Genomic DNA, 14,137 nt, shown 5'->3' on the forward strand with positions numbered 1-14,137 from the left:
ACCAGTCATAAGTCGATTTGCTTGCGTAAATCAATTTTTGCGGAAAGTTAAATGTATAGAAATTAGCTTTTAGAGCTACTCTGCGCTATTTTTTGGATATATTAATTTCTGATACTTGCAAAAATACTACTTATAAACCCTTGTGCTTCTTAGATTATGATGCAACGATGATTTAATTTTCACACATACATATTTAAATAAGTTGCACATTATAAAATAATTTTCTGTTTTAAGATCATGACTTCTATGATAGTGTTGCATCCGTTGTGGTTTAGGTTTTCTTAATTGTTGTAGTGCCGCTGAAAAAATAGGCAAAGTCTTCATAGGTATAATGAAATGAATAGCAAAAGAAAGCTGAACGTTGTGCTAGCAAACCCGAGGGGTCTTTGTGCTGGTGTAGAAAGAGCTATCGAAATAGTTGAGCGTGCAATAGATAAATATGGACCACCAGTGTATGTTAAGCACGAGATTGTACATAATAAATACGTTGTAGATAGTTTAAAAGCTAAGGGTGCTATCTTTGTTGAGGATATAAGTCATATTCCTGAAAGAGCTGTTACAATATTCTCAGCTCATGGAGTACCTGAATCTTGCGAGGATGAATCAGATAAACGTAACCTTAATGTGATTGATGCTACATGTCCGCTTGTAAAGAAGGTACATTATGCTGTAAAAAGACATAATAATAACCATAGAAAAGTTATATTAATAGGACATTCAAACCATCCAGAAGTAATAGGAACAAGTGGTAGAATAAAAAATCATGTATATATTGTTGAAAGTATTGATGATGTAAATGATCTGAATTTCGATACATATGAGCCACTTGCGTATGCAACACAAACTACGCTTAGTATTGATGATACAAAATCGATAATCACTGCTTTGCATAGCAAATTCAAAAACTTAGAAGGACCAGATGTTAAGGATATATGCTATGCAACACAAAATAGGCAAAATGCTGTAAAAGCGATACTGCCGATGATAGATGCGCTCCTTGTAATAGGGGCAAAAAACAGCTCTAATTCCAATAGATTGAGAGATTTGGGTGCTACATGCAATAAACCTTCTTATTTAATAGATGATGCATCAAATCTTAAGCTAGAAATACTTGATAATGTTCAGACACTTGGTATAACAGCTGGTGCTTCTGCACCTGATATATTGCTACAAAACTTACTGATGCTATTATCAAACTATTATGATACAAATGTAAATATGATCGGGGATATTGAAGAAAATATTAAATTTAAATTACCGAAACAGCTGGATTCTGTATCAAATGTTGAAAGTATATTATAGCAAAGTCTGTCCTTTCTCAAGAAAGGCAAGAAGCATATTAAATGAAAAAAAAGTAGATTTTAGATTAATTGAAGTCAAGTACTGGGAAAGAGGAGATGATTTTTTATCTTTGAACCCTGCAGCAGAAACACCTGTACTTGTTTTACAAGATGGAAGTGTCATATCAAGTAATTATGCTATATTTGAGTATATAGAAGCAGAGTTCACTGAACGCTCTATGTTTACTAATGATAAGATAAAAGATGCTTACATCAGAAGAGTGTGCAGTTGGTTTGACAAGAAATTTTATGATGAAGTGACAAGGTATATATTATCAGAGAAGATACTAAAGATTGTAGATAGGAATAATACACACTCTATGCCTAATTCTGCAGCTATAAGAGCTGCTAAGAAAAATATTCTATATCATTTAGATTATATATCTTTCTTGTTACAAGAAGAACACTATCTATGCGGATCACACGTGACTCTTGCAGATTATGCTGCTGCTGCTCAACTATCAATTCTAGATATGGTTAATGATGTTCCGTGGGAGCATAGTAAAAAGACAAAATCTTGGTATGCATTGATAAAATCAAGGTCAAGCTTCAGATCTGTATTGTTAGATGATGTGCAACATATAATGCCGCCATCTCACTATCTAGATCCAGATTTTTAAATTTTTGCCATTTTTTCTGCTGGATTTTGTGAAAGTAGCATTTGTGGCACAGGACCAATTAATATATCAGAAAATTAGCGCATGGCAGTTCTAAAGGCTAATTTTTGTAGTCCATCCGGCAAAAGTATGCATTTTAGCTTTTGAAATACCTTGGTACAACTGTGTATTGTTTATTATATGTTTTGTTGCTCAGCTGACGGTATCTGTGTCAATTTGCTGTGATTTTTTTATGGCAGAATGAGAAAAATGTCTGTAATGCGTGCAAAATGCTGCGTTTTAAGCATGCGTCCTCTATTGCCACTTTGTGGCATTTGATTTTTATCTGTTTAAATTCAGGTGATTAGCCAGATAATGTGCGTCCTATAGCCTTCAGATTCATACCTATGGCTGATATAAATGGGTTTATTATGTCTCATATTATCCCTCGCATATAATTATAGCATAAGTGACTAAGGTGCTGACAATTTAATTGTATTAAAAACAGCATCATAAAGAGTATCAAATAAATCTATAGTTTTTCTAATTTCATTTTTTATCTTAAACCAGTAATGCTCTATAGGATTTAAATCAGGAGAGTAAGTTGGTAAAAATAATATGTAACAACCCACAGATTCAATTAACTCTTTCACTTTAGGATTCTTATGGAAGTTAATGTTATCCATAACAACAGTTTGTCCAGGTTTTAATTCTTTAATTAACATCTCCCTAATATAAGCTTCAAAGACCTCTTTATTGCAATTACCCTCAAATATTACGGGAGCAATAAGATTACAATTACAAAGACCAGCTATCATACTTATTCTAGTTTTATGTTGATACACCTTTTCCCCATAGCACCTTTCTCCTAAAATACTACAACCATATCCTTTACAAGCATTATCTTCTATTCCAGATTCATCAAGATATACTATTTTATCTCTTGTGATGGTTTTTATCTTTTCAATAAATTCATGTCTTAACGGAATATCTCTTTTCGGATGAAGATGAGTTTTTTTTATAGCTATAACCAAGTTTTTTTATCGCCTGTAAGATCGTTGTAGGTGATATATTACACCACTTCTTTGCTAGTTCTTTTGATGTCATAGCAATATTTAATTCAAAAAATTCTTTAAAATCTTCTAGATTTTTGATCTTATGACTGTGACCTTTTTGATAACCACTTGCTGCTTTCAAAGAACCGTGCTTATCTTGCAGAATTTTCCACTTATAGATAGTATCACGACTCACTCTAAATAGTTTACTCACTTTAGTGATTCTTGCACCATTTTCTAATGCTTCTATTACTCTTACCCTAAGTTCTATTGGATATGCTCTTGCCATAATTTTATGCTTTTTATTTCATACTCACTTTTTATATCTTAATTCCTAACTTTTGTCAGTATCTTAGTCACTTATGCTATACGTCCAAGGCAACCAAAATGCTTCAAATTTCCGATTATAGGCTCAATTGCACTTCTTCGCTTCATTATCTTTTTATCAGAAAAACTAAGGCTTTTCTTGGTATATGGCGTATATACTTTGCTTTTTGACTTGAAATTATTACCTCGGTAGCCAAGGTCTACAAATATCTTTTTGGATCTTCTGCAACCTTTTTCGCCTCATCAACCACCTCAGATAAGGTATGTCCATCGTATGGATTGCCATGAAATGACTTAATTCCAACTATGAAATTACTTCTACCACTCACCGCTATACCAACCTTGTTGCCGAATTCATATGGTTTGTGCAACTTGCCTTTGCCTATGCACTCAACAGCAGATTCATGGAAACTATATAGCGCGAGTTGCCAATTAAAATTGAGCCACTAATGTGCTAATTCCCGGCAATACGGATCAATAGATCTTTCATAAAATCATCGACAAAACAGTACGTTTATGCAAAAACCTCTTTCATATGTTATTTTTACAGATCTTGACGAAATCTTCTTATGCAACTTTCAGATACAATTATGTCATTTTTGAAATAGTCATATCCACAAAAATACTGCCAATATGCATTTTCCTGAAGGCCACTCCTCGGTATAACAATCAGAGGCATTTGAAATGGCTTTGCAGCATAAACAACCCTAGCATAACACGACGGTCTTTACGGCTTCTACCATATCGTTTCGCAGAAACTTTACCAAAAATTCGCTCCAAAAAGAGCACATCAATCAACTTTCGATCTTAATTTATATAACTTATGTTGTGGATTCAAACTATCAGATAATCTCTCTTCAAATATTCTACTTTGAGTATTATTAATTTTCACTTCTTCTCCTGGCATATAATACAAATCCATAAGGTTTTTGGGTCTTTTATAACATTTTCTTACGGATTTAAAATACTATTTTGACACTTTAAACAGCATTTTACACCACTTCTGAGACTTCTGGCGCGCGTACAAGCTAAAAGACGAATACCGATAATAATTCGCGATATCTCACTTAGGGTTTCTTGGATTTTAGCTTAAGTATTTCTGCTTCAGAAAGTTCCGTAACTTCTGAAATAAACTGGATATCAGCATTCTTAGCAAGCAAGCGCATGGCAAATGCTTCTTTCTCTTCTAGTTTACCTTCCAGCTTACCTTCTAGTTTACCTTTCTCAAGACCTATATTCATTCCTTTATCCAGAGCCGCGTCTAGCATAGATTGATGATCTAGGATACGTTTTTGCTGCTCTTCATATGACAGCAACTCTTGCTCTGACCAGCCAAACTGGTCTAGTGCTTCATATGCTCTTTTGATTATTAAATCGCTTTCTATTATCTGTTGCAAATCAGACTCAGATGTTTGATCTGCATACTTAAAGAAATAACACCACTTTTGCAAGATGTTATCTAGCTTATCTCCTGGCTTCTTCTTAAATTTTGGCAGCTCAATAAACGTAAATGAGAAATCTTTTAAGTCATTTTCGTAAGTAACTTTGTCTAGAATAATATGATCTGATTTATAACCTACTTTCTCTGGAAAAAGCACGCAGTCTAAAATGGCTATAAAGATTATTTTCTTTAAATTGCAATAAAGGCCCATTCCATCAGACCCTCTTGCTGCCTGCCTTCCATAAGCTTTAGCTGCATAATACTGCGCTCTTTTCTCAAAACCTTTGCTTGGAGAGATTTGCATTTCTATTATATATTGAACGCCACTTGCGTCTTTGCAAAGCACATCAACAACAGATTGCTTTTGATATGCGATTTCTGGATCTTGAACAGGGCTCAAGAACTCCACAGACTGGATCTTATTTAGTCCTCTCATTTCCAAAACATCATTGATGAAATGTATCAGAATATCCTTGTTCTTTTCAGTGCCAAAGATCTTCTTAAACGCAACATCATTTTTAGGATCTAGATATTTGGAAAGTGACATTTGTTGCTTTTTTTATGCAATGTTTGATTATGATAAACGCATACTGCATATTGTAGCTTAAAATGCAGAAAATATCTAGTCCACTGCCAAAAATTGATTTGCTTGCACAAATCAATTTTTGTGGAGAAGTGAAATGTTTAGCACAGGACTCGACCCTGCGTTAACTTTTGGATATACTAATTGCCCCAGCGCCTCAAAACACTACTTTCACAAAATCCGTAAGGTTTTTGGGTCTTTTATAACATTTTCTTACGGATTGAAAGCGCCATTTTGAAACTCTAAGCAGCATTTCATGCCGCTTCCGAGACTTTTGGGGCGCGTACTTTTGATTAATTCTGATTATCACCTGTATAAAAGCATAATTCTCTTGTAAGGCGCATAAATAGCTTATTTTAGGCCAATTAGGGAAAATAATGTTGCAAAATCAGCTTTCAAATTGGATGAAAATAACATTAATCTACCAAAAGGTGTATATTACAGATTTATCAAATAAATATAAAATATTAATGATTTATATAAGAATTATTTCATTTATTGAGTCTAAAAACTCACATTAATTTCAATATTTCGATGTCGATTTTTGATTGCTTAAAAAGAAGTTGCTAACAACTATTTGAAGTATTTTAGAGATAAATATAGAAAATTACCACAAGATCAGGGAGAGGCACTCTAGCACAGATTTCGTGCCTGCGCTAGAGGCCACTTTACATTTAATTTAGACTTTAGATTCTATATGGCGTAAGAAGCATTACGAGTGCATTGCACTTGCTTCTAGGCAACATATCTTCTAGATGTTGATGCATGTATAGCTGCTCATATCTATCTGAGAAATCGTACGCTATATATTCGTCACTTATAACTTTTTCGAGAGTTTTCACAATTAGATAGAAGTATGATATGATCACTTTTTTAAAAACTAAAGAGTGGTTTTATGGTTTGTTGTAAGGGATGTTGCTCTGATATCTTTGTAAAGAATGGCATTATGAGGGGTGTACAGCGTTATAAGTGCAGATCATGTTCTAAATTTTGTTGAGGGCGATCTGGGCAAGAAGCCTCAAACAGCTGTTAAGAAAGCATTATGCGTTATGCTATATAGTCTTGGTAATGGCTCTTTTTCTATGTTATGCAAGATATTAGGGCATTCGCCGTCCATAATTTATCGCTGGGTAGTAGAGGCGATGGGCAAGACTCAGGAGCCAGTTGTCTCTTCGGATATTATGGAGATGGAATTCGACGAGATGTGGCATTTTATTGGTTCAAAAAAACAAGCTTTGGATCATTAAGGCAGTTGATCGTAGTACAAGGAGAACCGTTGCCTGGGTTACAGGCAATCGTGATACTGCAACATTCCAAAAGCTCTACAAAAAGTGAGTCATCTGAAAGAATGTCATTTTTATACGGATGATTGGGATGCTTTTTCTAAAATTTTACCCAAAGAGCGTCATACAATTGGAAAGTCTGGCACAGTATGTATCGAGAGAGATAATAGCAACACGCGACATCATTTATGCCGAATGACACGGCGCACTAAAATCGTTTCTAAAAAAGAGTCAATGGTATACAGATCCATCAAGCTTTGGTGCGCTCTTACTATTACACAAATATTCAAACAATATCAAGAACAGCTCTTATCTATCTTTATGTGAAAACTCTCACTTTTTCAATTCCTTTTTTCGATATATAGCATAAGTGACTAAGGTGCTGACAATTTAATTGTATTAAAAACAGCATCATAAAGAGTATCAAATAAATCTATAGTTTTTCTAATTTCATTTTTTATCTTAAACCAGTAATGCTCTATAGGATTTAAATCAGGAGAGTAAGTTGGTAAAAATAATATGTAACAACCCACAGATTCAATTAACTCTTTCACTTTAGGATTCTTATGGAAGTTAATGTTATCCATAACAACAGTTTGTCCAGGTTTTAATTCTTTAATTAACATCTCCCTAATATAAGCTTCAAAGACCTCTTTATTGCAATTACCCTCAAATATTACGGGAGCAATAAGATTACAATTACAAAGACCAGCTATCATACTTATTCTAGTTTTATGTTGATACACCTTTTCCCCATAGCACCTTTCTCCTAAAATACTACAACCATATCCTTTACAAGCATTATCTTCTATTCCAGATTCATCAAGATATACTATTTTATCTCTTGTGATGGTTTTTATCTTTTCAATAAATTCATGTCTTAACGGAATATCTCTTTTCGGATGAAGATGAGTTTTTTTTATAGCTATAACCAAGTTTTTTTATCGCCTGTAAGATCGTTGTAGGTGATATATTACACCACTTCTTTGCTAGTTCTTTTGATGTCATAGCAATATTTAATTCAAAAAATTCTTTAAAATCTTCTAGATTTTTGATCTTATGACTGTGACCTTTTTGATAACCACTTGCTGCTTTCAAAGAACCGTGCTTATCTTGCAGAATTTTCCACTTATAGATAGTATCACGACTCACTCTAAATAGTTTACTCACTTTAGTGATTCTTGCACCATTTTCTAATGCTTCTATTACTCTTACCCTAAGTTCTATTGGATATGCTCTTGCCATAATTTTATGCTTTTTATTTCATACTCACTTTTTATATCTTAATTCCTAACTTTTGTCAGTATCTTAGTCACTTATGCTATATTTGATCTCTCCAACACCTTATCTATCCTCTCTTTTACATGCGACATAAACTCAAATCAAGGAAATACTATGCTTCCATCTCGTGTTATTTTAGGCCTTAGCATGGAAATTATCGTCTTGGAAATTTGGTGCATCATTCCAAGCGAAGTGTCATAAATGCTAATCGAAAGTTTGTATGCAAACATTCTAACATCAGAATTTGCTAATACTTCACTATACTTTGACTGAACAATTTGCTGCATTTTCTTGGTATCATAATAGTAATTGTTGCACATTTTAAAAGCTTCCACAGCTTCATTGTATATCTCCATCATTACCTTAGTAAATGCAGATGCTATAGGATAACTGTAATGCTTCTTACATTTACTTGCTGTGTTATCGGCTTGTGCCATCGCACCTTTTGGCTGAAGTCTCTAGCATTAGCTTTTATTTCCTATATTACCCCTGTAGCTTACTGTCTTTGCCTTTAATTGCTCATTTAAAGCAGCTATAAAGTCATCACTTACAAAGTCACTATACTTCAGCTGATTTCGCTCATAAGTCCCAGAATTAACGAAATAAATCTCAAAGCTTGAGCCCTTAGAATATAGTAGACCTCTTGCATAACCTGTTCCAAACTGTGATTTGATTGTCACTAAAACATAAAAACACTCACGTGGATCATTGTTTGGTGACGTTTTGCAAAAATCTACTCTATAAGAATTTCTACCTCAGAATGAGGTTATGCAAGATGTCTAGTATATCTCCTATCAATTAATAAAAGATAATGTTACATTATCTGTGAAATAAATAAGAGATATGTTATTGAGTTATATGGGCCGCTATTATTCACTTGAGTTAAGAGAAAAGGTTATTTCATATATTGAGCGAGGAGGTAGTAAGAGTTCTGCTGCCTTTGCTATAGGTCTTGATACAGTATATCGTTGGCTACGTCTTCATCGTTCAGGTTCTTTGCGCACCAAACAAAGGAGCAATTACAGTAGGAAGGTTTCAGATGAAGTCATATTGGATTACATCAAGGCTCGCCATGATGATACGCTAAGGGAGATAGGGTTAGGCGTTGGACTACATTCTTCAAAGGTATGGAAGTATTAAAGCGATTGAAAATTACGCTAAAAAAAAGATCACACTATACAAAGAACGTGATGAAGTTAAGAGGTCTGCATTCAAAGAAAGAATCTCATCTATAAATACTTCTACTATAGTTTATATAGATGAATCTGGTGTTGATAACCGTATATTTAGAGCATATGGTAGAGCACCAAGAGGAGAGAAAGTATATGGAAATATTAATGGTTCCAGTTCAGACATATCACATTATTAAAATAAAATTAATAAGCGCTATGCAACTTGAATATATTGTTTTATTAAAAGCTGATAAATTTACTCCTCCTAGATATACATAATATGTTTCGAATGTAGAAACATATTATGAACTAGGGTTTTTCAGCTTTTGCAAAAAAACGCTATAGATCAGGAAAAATGATGGTTAGGTCGATAGAATCAAAATCTGATACTTTCTCTTATACAATTTCAGAAGCGTTGTTGTGATTAAAATGAACTGTAGAATCTAAGAAACTCTCAAATAATACACCTGTAGTATCGTTTGTATGGTGTTCTTCAGAAAATTCCAGAGTCTCACCACTATCATTGTATGATTCTCTACTTGGCATGCGCATGAGACTTTGCAGCTGCACTGTATTTTCCACTTCTTCTTCGGAAACAGTAGAAGATTGATTTATAACTCTGACAGCGCCACTCTCAAGCGCAGAGCGAGCGCTTTCAAATAACTCGCCACTCCTAAGATAATGTAATACTTGCGCTTCCAGTTTTCCATCCTTAATTAAAGTATCTGGCATGGAAACTTGAAATGTCTCATTGGTAATAAAGAATTTATAATGTTCCTGGATTGCAGCTGAATTTCTTTCAAGCATATTGCGAGCACTAGGAAGTAATTCACCAGTATTATAGTAGTAAATAAGCTGCGCTTGCGTTTTCGCATCCACAAGAAGATCGGTATTTGCAATATTCAGTTCAATACTTTTCTTCATGTCAGATACTCTGGATATTTTATAGAAAAGCATATTGCCTAAAATAGTTGCACTTTCAGAAAGTACTGGCATACTTTTGATTATGCTTTCATGTGCACTACTATCATCTGTGCTTTCCCCTTTGCTAGAATCTTTCAGCAAATACTCTTCAAATAGAGTGGAATGTTTTGGTATTGCTTTTTCTTGTGAAGTGCGCGTCTTTCCGCTTGCAAATGCAGTTAAATTTTCTATAACTTCAGGGCCGCAGTTGCTGTATTTTTGTTTTTCTATTTCTGCTATTACTTGCTCCGTAGAATAACCTCTAGATTCTAGCTCTGCTCTAACTTTTGCAAAAAGCGATTCTGGCAGTGGATTGCGTTCAGAATCCATGTAGTGGAGCACAACTCTGTCGTCATATTTCCTAGCTGCAATTCCAACTAAATGACTTCCACCTATGTTAAGCGGCATTAGTATTGTCTCTTTCGCAGAAGCTAAGATAAATGATGATAGCTTAGCAGCCACATCATCACTATTATTTTCTCTTAAAGTATAATTTGCCTCAAGCATATCAACTGAATTTACTGCACCTGGCTTTGCATCCTCAAGCCGCAGTTTTAGCAAAAGACTCACCTGATCTTGATAATAATAAGAAAGCACATCAGGAATCCCTGGGATGGAAATTCCGCTTTCTGCACCGTGTATCTTATTACTGAGGAAATCATTTATTAGCTGACGTGAATTATAATCAGCCAAATTAAACACTGTTTGACCTCGCATATTTTCTTGATACAGTAAGCTTTTGACTTTCTCTGGAAATGCTTCTAGAAAGAGTTTTAGTAGATTTGCTCCATGTATAGTAGCTAAGTGCAGTACTGTGTCCCCCGTCATTATTTTTTATCTCAATCAAACTTGCTATCCCTTCTTTAAACTCCTTTATCAGGAGTTTTAGTGCAGCAGAATTATGCTTTATAGCTAAGTGCAGCGCTGTGTTGCCTTTTTTGTCTTGTGCTTCAAGCAATTTTGCTACTTTTTCCGGAAATGCCTTTATTAATAACTCAAGGGAAGCTGGTTTCCAGCGAGCAGCAGCGTACGGCACTGTACTGCCATTATCATTTTGCAGCTCAAGTAAGCTTCCTATAACTTCTCTAAATGTCTCTATCAAAAGTTCTAATGAGTATTTGTTATACGCAGCAGCAAGATGTAGAACTGTATTCCCACGGTTATCTATTACCTCTAGCACTTTCTATCCAAACCTATCTATCAAGACTTTTAATGAATCTTTATTATGCATAGCAGCATAACTCAGTGCTGTGTTACCATCACTATTTCGTTCATTTAGCACTCTCTCCAAACTCATCCATCAGCAGTGCTAGCGCTGCTTCGCTTCGCATGGCGGTTATGTGCAGAATAGTTTCGCCATCGTCATTTTTCACATCAAGAACTTTATCTCCAAATTTCTTTATGAAGAGTGCAAGTGAGTTTATATTATGCTTAGCAGCAAAGTGCAGAGCTGTGTTCCCAAAGTCATTTTTCGTAGCAAACACTTTCTCTCCAAATCTATTTATCAGGAGCGCTAATGACTCTAGATTATACCTTGCAGCATAGTGTGCAGCTGTGTGTCCATCTGCATTTTGCACTTCTAGTAATTTCTCTCCAAATACGTCTATCAAAAGCTCTAGTGAATCTGGATAATACTGCGCCGCAAAGTGTAGAATAGTATTCCCAGAAAAAGGCTCTCTATCCAGCAGTTCATCTACTTGTTCTTTATAGCCTTGTATCAAATTTTCTAGCACGCTAGCATCTTTACTTGCGGCACTACATAGCTCTTGATATGTGAGCAAACCACTTGATGTATTACTTCTAATAAACCTACTTTTCATAAACCACCTGCTATCAATTTTTAAAATTTAAAGTGCAATAGGTATAAAAGCTTTTAACTAAAGCTTGGCAAATAAGCTAAGAAACTGTCAAATAATCCACCTGTAGTATCGTTTGTATGGTGTTCTTCAGAAAATTCCAGAGCCTCACCACTATCATTGTGTGACATTTTATTAGAAGCCTGTATATAGCTAGGTAATAGCGCTATCAGTGGTACAGTATTTTCCACTTCTTCTTCGGAAACAGTAGAAGATTGATTTATAACTCTGACAGCGCCACTCTCAAGCGCAGAGCGAGCGCTTTCAAATAACTCGCCACTCCTAAGATAATGCAATACTTGCGCTTCCAGTTTTCCATCCGTAATTAAAGTATCTGGCATGGAAACTTGAAATGTCTCATTGACAATAGAGAATTTATAATGTTCCTGGATTGCAGCTGAATTTCTTTCAAGCATGCTGCGAGCACTAGGAAGTAATTCACCAGTATTATAGTAGTAAATAAGCTGCGCTTGCGTTTTCGCATCCACAAGAAGATCGGTATTTGCAATATTCAGTTCAATACTTTTCTTCATGTCAGATACTCTGGATATTTTATAGAAAAGCATATTGCCTAAAATAGTTGCACTTTCAGAAAGTACTGGCATGCTTTTGATTATGCTTTCATGTGCACTACTATCATCTGTGCTTTCCCCTTTGCTAGAATCTTTCAGCAAATACTCTTCAAATAGAGTGGAATGTTTTGGTATTGCTTTTTCTTGTGAAGTGCGCGTCTTCCCGCTTGCAAATGCAGTTAAATTTTCTATAACTTCAGGGCCGCAATTACTGTAGTTTTGTTTTTCTATTTCTGCTATTACTCGCTCCGTAGAATAAACTCTAGATTCTAGCTCTGCTCTAACTTTTGCAAAAAGCGATTCTGGCAGTGGATTCAATTCAGAATCCATATAGTGGAGCACAACTTTATCGCCATGTTTTTTTTTAGCTGCAATTCCAACTAAATGACTTCCACCTATGTTAAGCGGCATTAGTATTGTCTCTTTGGCAGAAGCTAAGATAAATGATGAGAGCTTAGCAGCCACATCATCACTATTATTTTCTTGAAGAATATAGCTTGCCTCAAGCACATCAACTGAGTTTAGTGCACCTGGCTTTGCATCCTCAAGCCTAAGTTTTAGCAAAAGACTCACCTGATCTTGATAATAATAAGAAAGCACATCAGGAATCCCTGGGATGGAAATTCCAACTTCTGCGCCGTGTATCTTATTACCCTCTGAAAATTTAATTAGTAACGTATGCGAAGCATCATTTGCTATATTCATCAATATTACGCTTTTGTCAGCCAGCGATTCATCAATGATATGTGGGTAAATTTGTATCAAGAGTTCGAGTGATGAGTCTTTCTTATGTTTAACAGCATCTAAGTATATTGCTGTGTCGCCAGAGAAATTTATCATTTGAAATATATAGGGTTCGAGTGATCCTTTCTTACGTTCAGCAGCAGCTAAGTGCACCACTGTGTCGCCAAAGAAATTTTGCACTTTAAATAAATCTCTAATTATATCTTCTTAAAAATTTTCTATTAATGGTATTAGTGATGCTTCATTATATTGAATTACTAAGTGCAGTACTGTATCGCCACTTCTATTTTTCAGCTCAAGTATTTTTCGTACTTCATCTGCACTTTTTCCAGCTAAAAATTTTTCTGCTAAAAACAGTAGAGAGTCTGCATTATGTCGAGCAGTAATGTGCCACGATGTATTTTGCTCTCCATATGTCATGCTTAATAATTCTTGCACTTGTTTGTCGGATAGCTTTGATATAAGGATTTTAAGTGATGATGCATCCTTCAATGCATCAAAGTAAAATTTTCTGTCGATTTCGCTAACATGATCTTTAGCTTCAAGTAATTTCTCTTCCTTTTTTGATTTAGAATACAAGAAATCCCATATTATCTGATTTGCACCAGGATTCTTCTTTGCAGCATCTAGTACTGTTTTGCTTGCTCCAGATTTCTCAATAAGCAAGCTTTCGACTTGTTTTGGGAATTTTTCTATCAAAACTTTTAGTGATTCTTTATTGTTAGCCGCAGCAATATGTAGCACAGTGCCACCAGAGTACTTTGTTTTCATTCCAAGTAAGCTCTTGACTTCCTCTGGAAATTTTTCTATCAAAATATTTAATAATTCGTGATTATGCTTTGCAATCAAGTTTAGCAGCGTTTCATGATCATTATTTTGTACTCCAAGTAAACTTTTTATTGTTTGTGGAAAATGTTCTATCAC

At 34.8% G+C, this 14,137-nt stretch carries 20 protein-coding genes; 7 read left to right on the top strand and 13 right to left on the bottom strand.

Annotated features, from left to right (window positions below; all coding sequences use genetic code 11):
- Window positions 1–336 precede the first annotated feature (336 nt).
- Window positions 337–1,302: a 4-hydroxy-3-methylbut-2-enyl diphosphate reductase gene (gene ispH / locus AACK98_RS04310; RefSeq protein WP_339040254.1), complete on the top strand. Its 966-nt coding sequence runs from the start codon at window positions 337–339 to the stop codon at window positions 1,300–1,302.
- Window positions 1,283–1,960 carry a glutathione S-transferase family protein gene (locus AACK98_RS04315; RefSeq protein WP_339040256.1) on the top strand — a complete coding sequence of 226 codons (678 nt, stop codon included), beginning with the start codon at window positions 1,283–1,285 and terminating at the stop codon, window positions 1,958–1,960. The genes ispH and AACK98_RS04315 overlap by 20 nt, the downstream gene beginning before the upstream one ends.
- Window positions 1,961–2,409: 449 nt before the next feature.
- Here AACK98_RS04315 and AACK98_RS04320 read toward each other — a convergent pair.
- From AACK98_RS04320 to AACK98_RS04335, 5 genes are all read right to left on the bottom strand, one after another.
- Window positions 2,410–3,280 (bottom strand): IS630 family transposase gene (locus AACK98_RS04320; protein WP_339040258.1). Its coding sequence is split into 2 segments (ribosomal slippage): window positions 2,410–2,955 and window positions 2,957–3,280, totalling 870 coding nucleotides; the frame shifts between segments, so codons are not numbered across the junction.
- Between the two features lie 238 nt (window positions 3,281–3,518).
- Complete coding sequence (locus AACK98_RS04325) at window positions 3,519–3,689, bottom strand: hypothetical protein (RefSeq protein ID WP_339040260.1); 171 nt, start codon at window positions 3,687–3,689, stop codon at window positions 3,519–3,521.
- A gap of 173 nt (window positions 3,690–3,862) precedes the next feature.
- The gene (locus tag AACK98_RS08200) at window positions 3,863–3,997 is read right to left on the bottom strand and encodes a transposase (protein WP_410519966.1); all 135 of its coding nucleotides are present in this window, start codon (window positions 3,995–3,997) and stop codon (window positions 3,863–3,865) included.
- 388 nt (window positions 3,998–4,385) lie between these two features.
- A complete protein-coding gene (locus tag AACK98_RS04330) occupies window positions 4,386–5,306 on the bottom strand; it encodes an Rpn family recombination-promoting nuclease/putative transposase (RefSeq protein ID WP_339040262.1) in 921 nt (306 codons plus the stop codon).
- A gap of 722 nt (window positions 5,307–6,028) precedes the next feature.
- Window positions 6,029–6,184: a hypothetical protein gene (locus tag AACK98_RS04335; RefSeq protein ID WP_339040264.1), complete on the bottom strand. Its 156-nt coding sequence runs from the start codon at window positions 6,182–6,184 to the stop codon at window positions 6,029–6,031.
- A 111-nt stretch (window positions 6,185–6,295) separates the two neighbouring features.
- Here AACK98_RS04335 and AACK98_RS04340 point away from each other — a divergent pair, with 111 nt between their 5' ends.
- The 3 genes from AACK98_RS04340 to AACK98_RS04350 are packed head-to-tail and all read left to right on the top strand — an operon-like array spanning window position 6,296 to window position 6,952.
- Window positions 6,296–6,589: a hypothetical protein gene (locus AACK98_RS04340; RefSeq protein ID WP_339040266.1), complete on the top strand. Its 294-nt coding sequence runs from the start codon at window positions 6,296–6,298 to the stop codon at window positions 6,587–6,589.
- A complete protein-coding gene (locus AACK98_RS04345) occupies window positions 6,547–6,711 on the top strand; it encodes a hypothetical protein (protein ID WP_339040268.1) in 165 nt (54 codons plus the stop codon). The genes AACK98_RS04340 and AACK98_RS04345 overlap by 43 nt, the downstream gene beginning before the upstream one ends.
- Complete coding sequence (locus AACK98_RS04350; protein ID WP_339040270.1) at window positions 6,674–6,952, top strand: IS1 family transposase; 279 nt, start codon at window positions 6,674–6,676, stop codon at window positions 6,950–6,952. The genes AACK98_RS04345 and AACK98_RS04350 overlap by 38 nt, the downstream gene beginning before the upstream one ends.
- Window positions 6,953–6,999: 47 nt before the next feature.
- Here the strand turns inward: AACK98_RS04350 and AACK98_RS04355 are convergent.
- The 3 genes from AACK98_RS04355 to AACK98_RS04365 all read right to left on the bottom strand — a co-directional run bounded on the left by AACK98_RS04355 (window position 7,000) and on the right by AACK98_RS04365 (window position 8,586).
- Window positions 7,000–7,870 (bottom strand): IS630 family transposase gene (locus tag AACK98_RS04355; protein WP_339040258.1). Its coding sequence is split into 2 segments (ribosomal slippage): window positions 7,000–7,545 and window positions 7,547–7,870, totalling 870 coding nucleotides; the frame shifts between segments, so codons are not numbered across the junction.
- 137 nt (window positions 7,871–8,007) lie between these two features.
- The gene (locus tag AACK98_RS04360) at window positions 8,008–8,343 is read right to left on the bottom strand and encodes a hypothetical protein (protein ID WP_339040272.1); all 336 of its coding nucleotides are present in this window, start codon (window positions 8,341–8,343) and stop codon (window positions 8,008–8,010) included.
- A gap of 27 nt (window positions 8,344–8,370) precedes the next feature.
- Window positions 8,371–8,586 carry a hypothetical protein gene (locus tag AACK98_RS04365; protein WP_339040274.1) on the bottom strand — a complete coding sequence of 72 codons (216 nt, stop codon included), beginning with the start codon at window positions 8,584–8,586 and terminating at the stop codon, window positions 8,371–8,373.
- 178 nt (window positions 8,587–8,764) lie between these two features.
- On the opposite strand from AACK98_RS04365, the gene AACK98_RS08205 reads away from it, so the two are divergent.
- Together AACK98_RS08205 and AACK98_RS04370 are read left to right on the top strand one after the other, a co-directional pair.
- Complete coding sequence (locus AACK98_RS08205; RefSeq protein ID WP_410520017.1) at window positions 8,765–9,046, top strand: IS630 transposase-related protein; 282 nt, start codon at window positions 8,765–8,767, stop codon at window positions 9,044–9,046.
- Window positions 9,012–9,275 carry a hypothetical protein gene (locus AACK98_RS04370; RefSeq protein WP_339040276.1) on the top strand — a complete coding sequence of 88 codons (264 nt, stop codon included), beginning with the start codon at window positions 9,012–9,014 and terminating at the stop codon, window positions 9,273–9,275. Before AACK98_RS08205 ends, AACK98_RS04370 begins: the two co-directional genes overlap by 35 nt.
- A gap of 199 nt (window positions 9,276–9,474) precedes the next feature.
- On the opposite strand, the gene AACK98_RS04375 is transcribed toward AACK98_RS04370, so the two are convergent.
- From AACK98_RS04375 to AACK98_RS04395, 5 genes are all read right to left on the bottom strand, one after another.
- The gene (locus tag AACK98_RS04375; protein WP_339040277.1) at window positions 9,475–10,743 is read right to left on the bottom strand and encodes a hypothetical protein; all 1,269 of its coding nucleotides are present in this window, start codon (window positions 10,741–10,743) and stop codon (window positions 9,475–9,477) included.
- Window positions 10,736–11,221, bottom strand: coding sequence for an ankyrin repeat domain-containing protein (locus tag AACK98_RS04380; protein ID WP_339040279.1), 486 nt, complete (start codon window positions 11,219–11,221; stop codon window positions 10,736–10,738). Before AACK98_RS04380 ends, AACK98_RS04375 begins: the two co-directional genes overlap by 8 nt.
- Before the next feature lie 91 nt (window positions 11,222–11,312).
- On the bottom strand, window positions 11,313–11,861 hold the full coding sequence (locus AACK98_RS04385; RefSeq protein ID WP_339040281.1) for an ankyrin repeat domain-containing protein: 549 nt from the start codon (window positions 11,859–11,861) through the stop codon (window positions 11,313–11,315).
- A gap of 53 nt (window positions 11,862–11,914) precedes the next feature.
- Window positions 11,915–13,393 (bottom strand): hypothetical protein, encoded by a 1,479-nt coding sequence (locus AACK98_RS04390; RefSeq protein ID WP_339040283.1) that lies wholly within the window; start codon window positions 13,391–13,393, stop codon window positions 11,915–11,917.
- 27 nt (window positions 13,394–13,420) lie between these two features.
- The gene (locus AACK98_RS04395) at window positions 13,421–14,137 is read right to left on the bottom strand and encodes an ankyrin repeat domain-containing protein (protein ID WP_339040285.1); all 717 of its coding nucleotides are present in this window, start codon (window positions 14,135–14,137) and stop codon (window positions 13,421–13,423) included.

This window comes from Candidatus Lariskella endosymbiont of Hedychridium roseum, assembly GCF_964020185.1.
Taxonomy (GTDB): domain Bacteria; phylum Pseudomonadota; class Alphaproteobacteria; order Rickettsiales; family Midichloriaceae; genus Lariskella.

Excerpts from the sequence above, each read along its gene's own strand:
- AACK98_RS04315 (WP_339040256.1), top strand. The coding sequence starts at position 1,283 with ATGTTGAAAGTATATTATAGCAAAGTCTGTCCTTTCTCAAGAAAGGCA.
- AACK98_RS08200 (WP_410519966.1), bottom strand. The coding sequence starts at position 3,997 with ATGCCTCTGATTGTTATACCGAGGAGTGGCCTTCAGGAAAATGCATAT.
- AACK98_RS08205 (WP_410520017.1), top strand. The coding sequence starts at position 8,765 with ATGGGCCGCTATTATTCACTTGAGTTAAGAGAAAAGGTTATTTCATAT.
- ispH (WP_339040254.1), top strand. The coding sequence starts at position 337 with ATGAATAGCAAAAGAAAGCTGAACGTTGTGCTAGCAAACCCGAGGGGT.
- AACK98_RS04330 (WP_339040262.1), bottom strand. The coding sequence starts at position 5,306 with ATGTCACTTTCCAAATATCTAGATCCTAAAAATGATGTTGCGTTTAAG.
- AACK98_RS04385 (WP_339040281.1), bottom strand. The coding sequence starts at position 11,861 with ATGAAAAGTAGGTTTATTAGAAGTAATACATCAAGTGGTTTGCTCACA.
- AACK98_RS04360 (WP_339040272.1), bottom strand. The coding sequence starts at position 8,343 with ATGGCACAAGCCGATAACACAGCAAGTAAATGTAAGAAGCATTACAGT.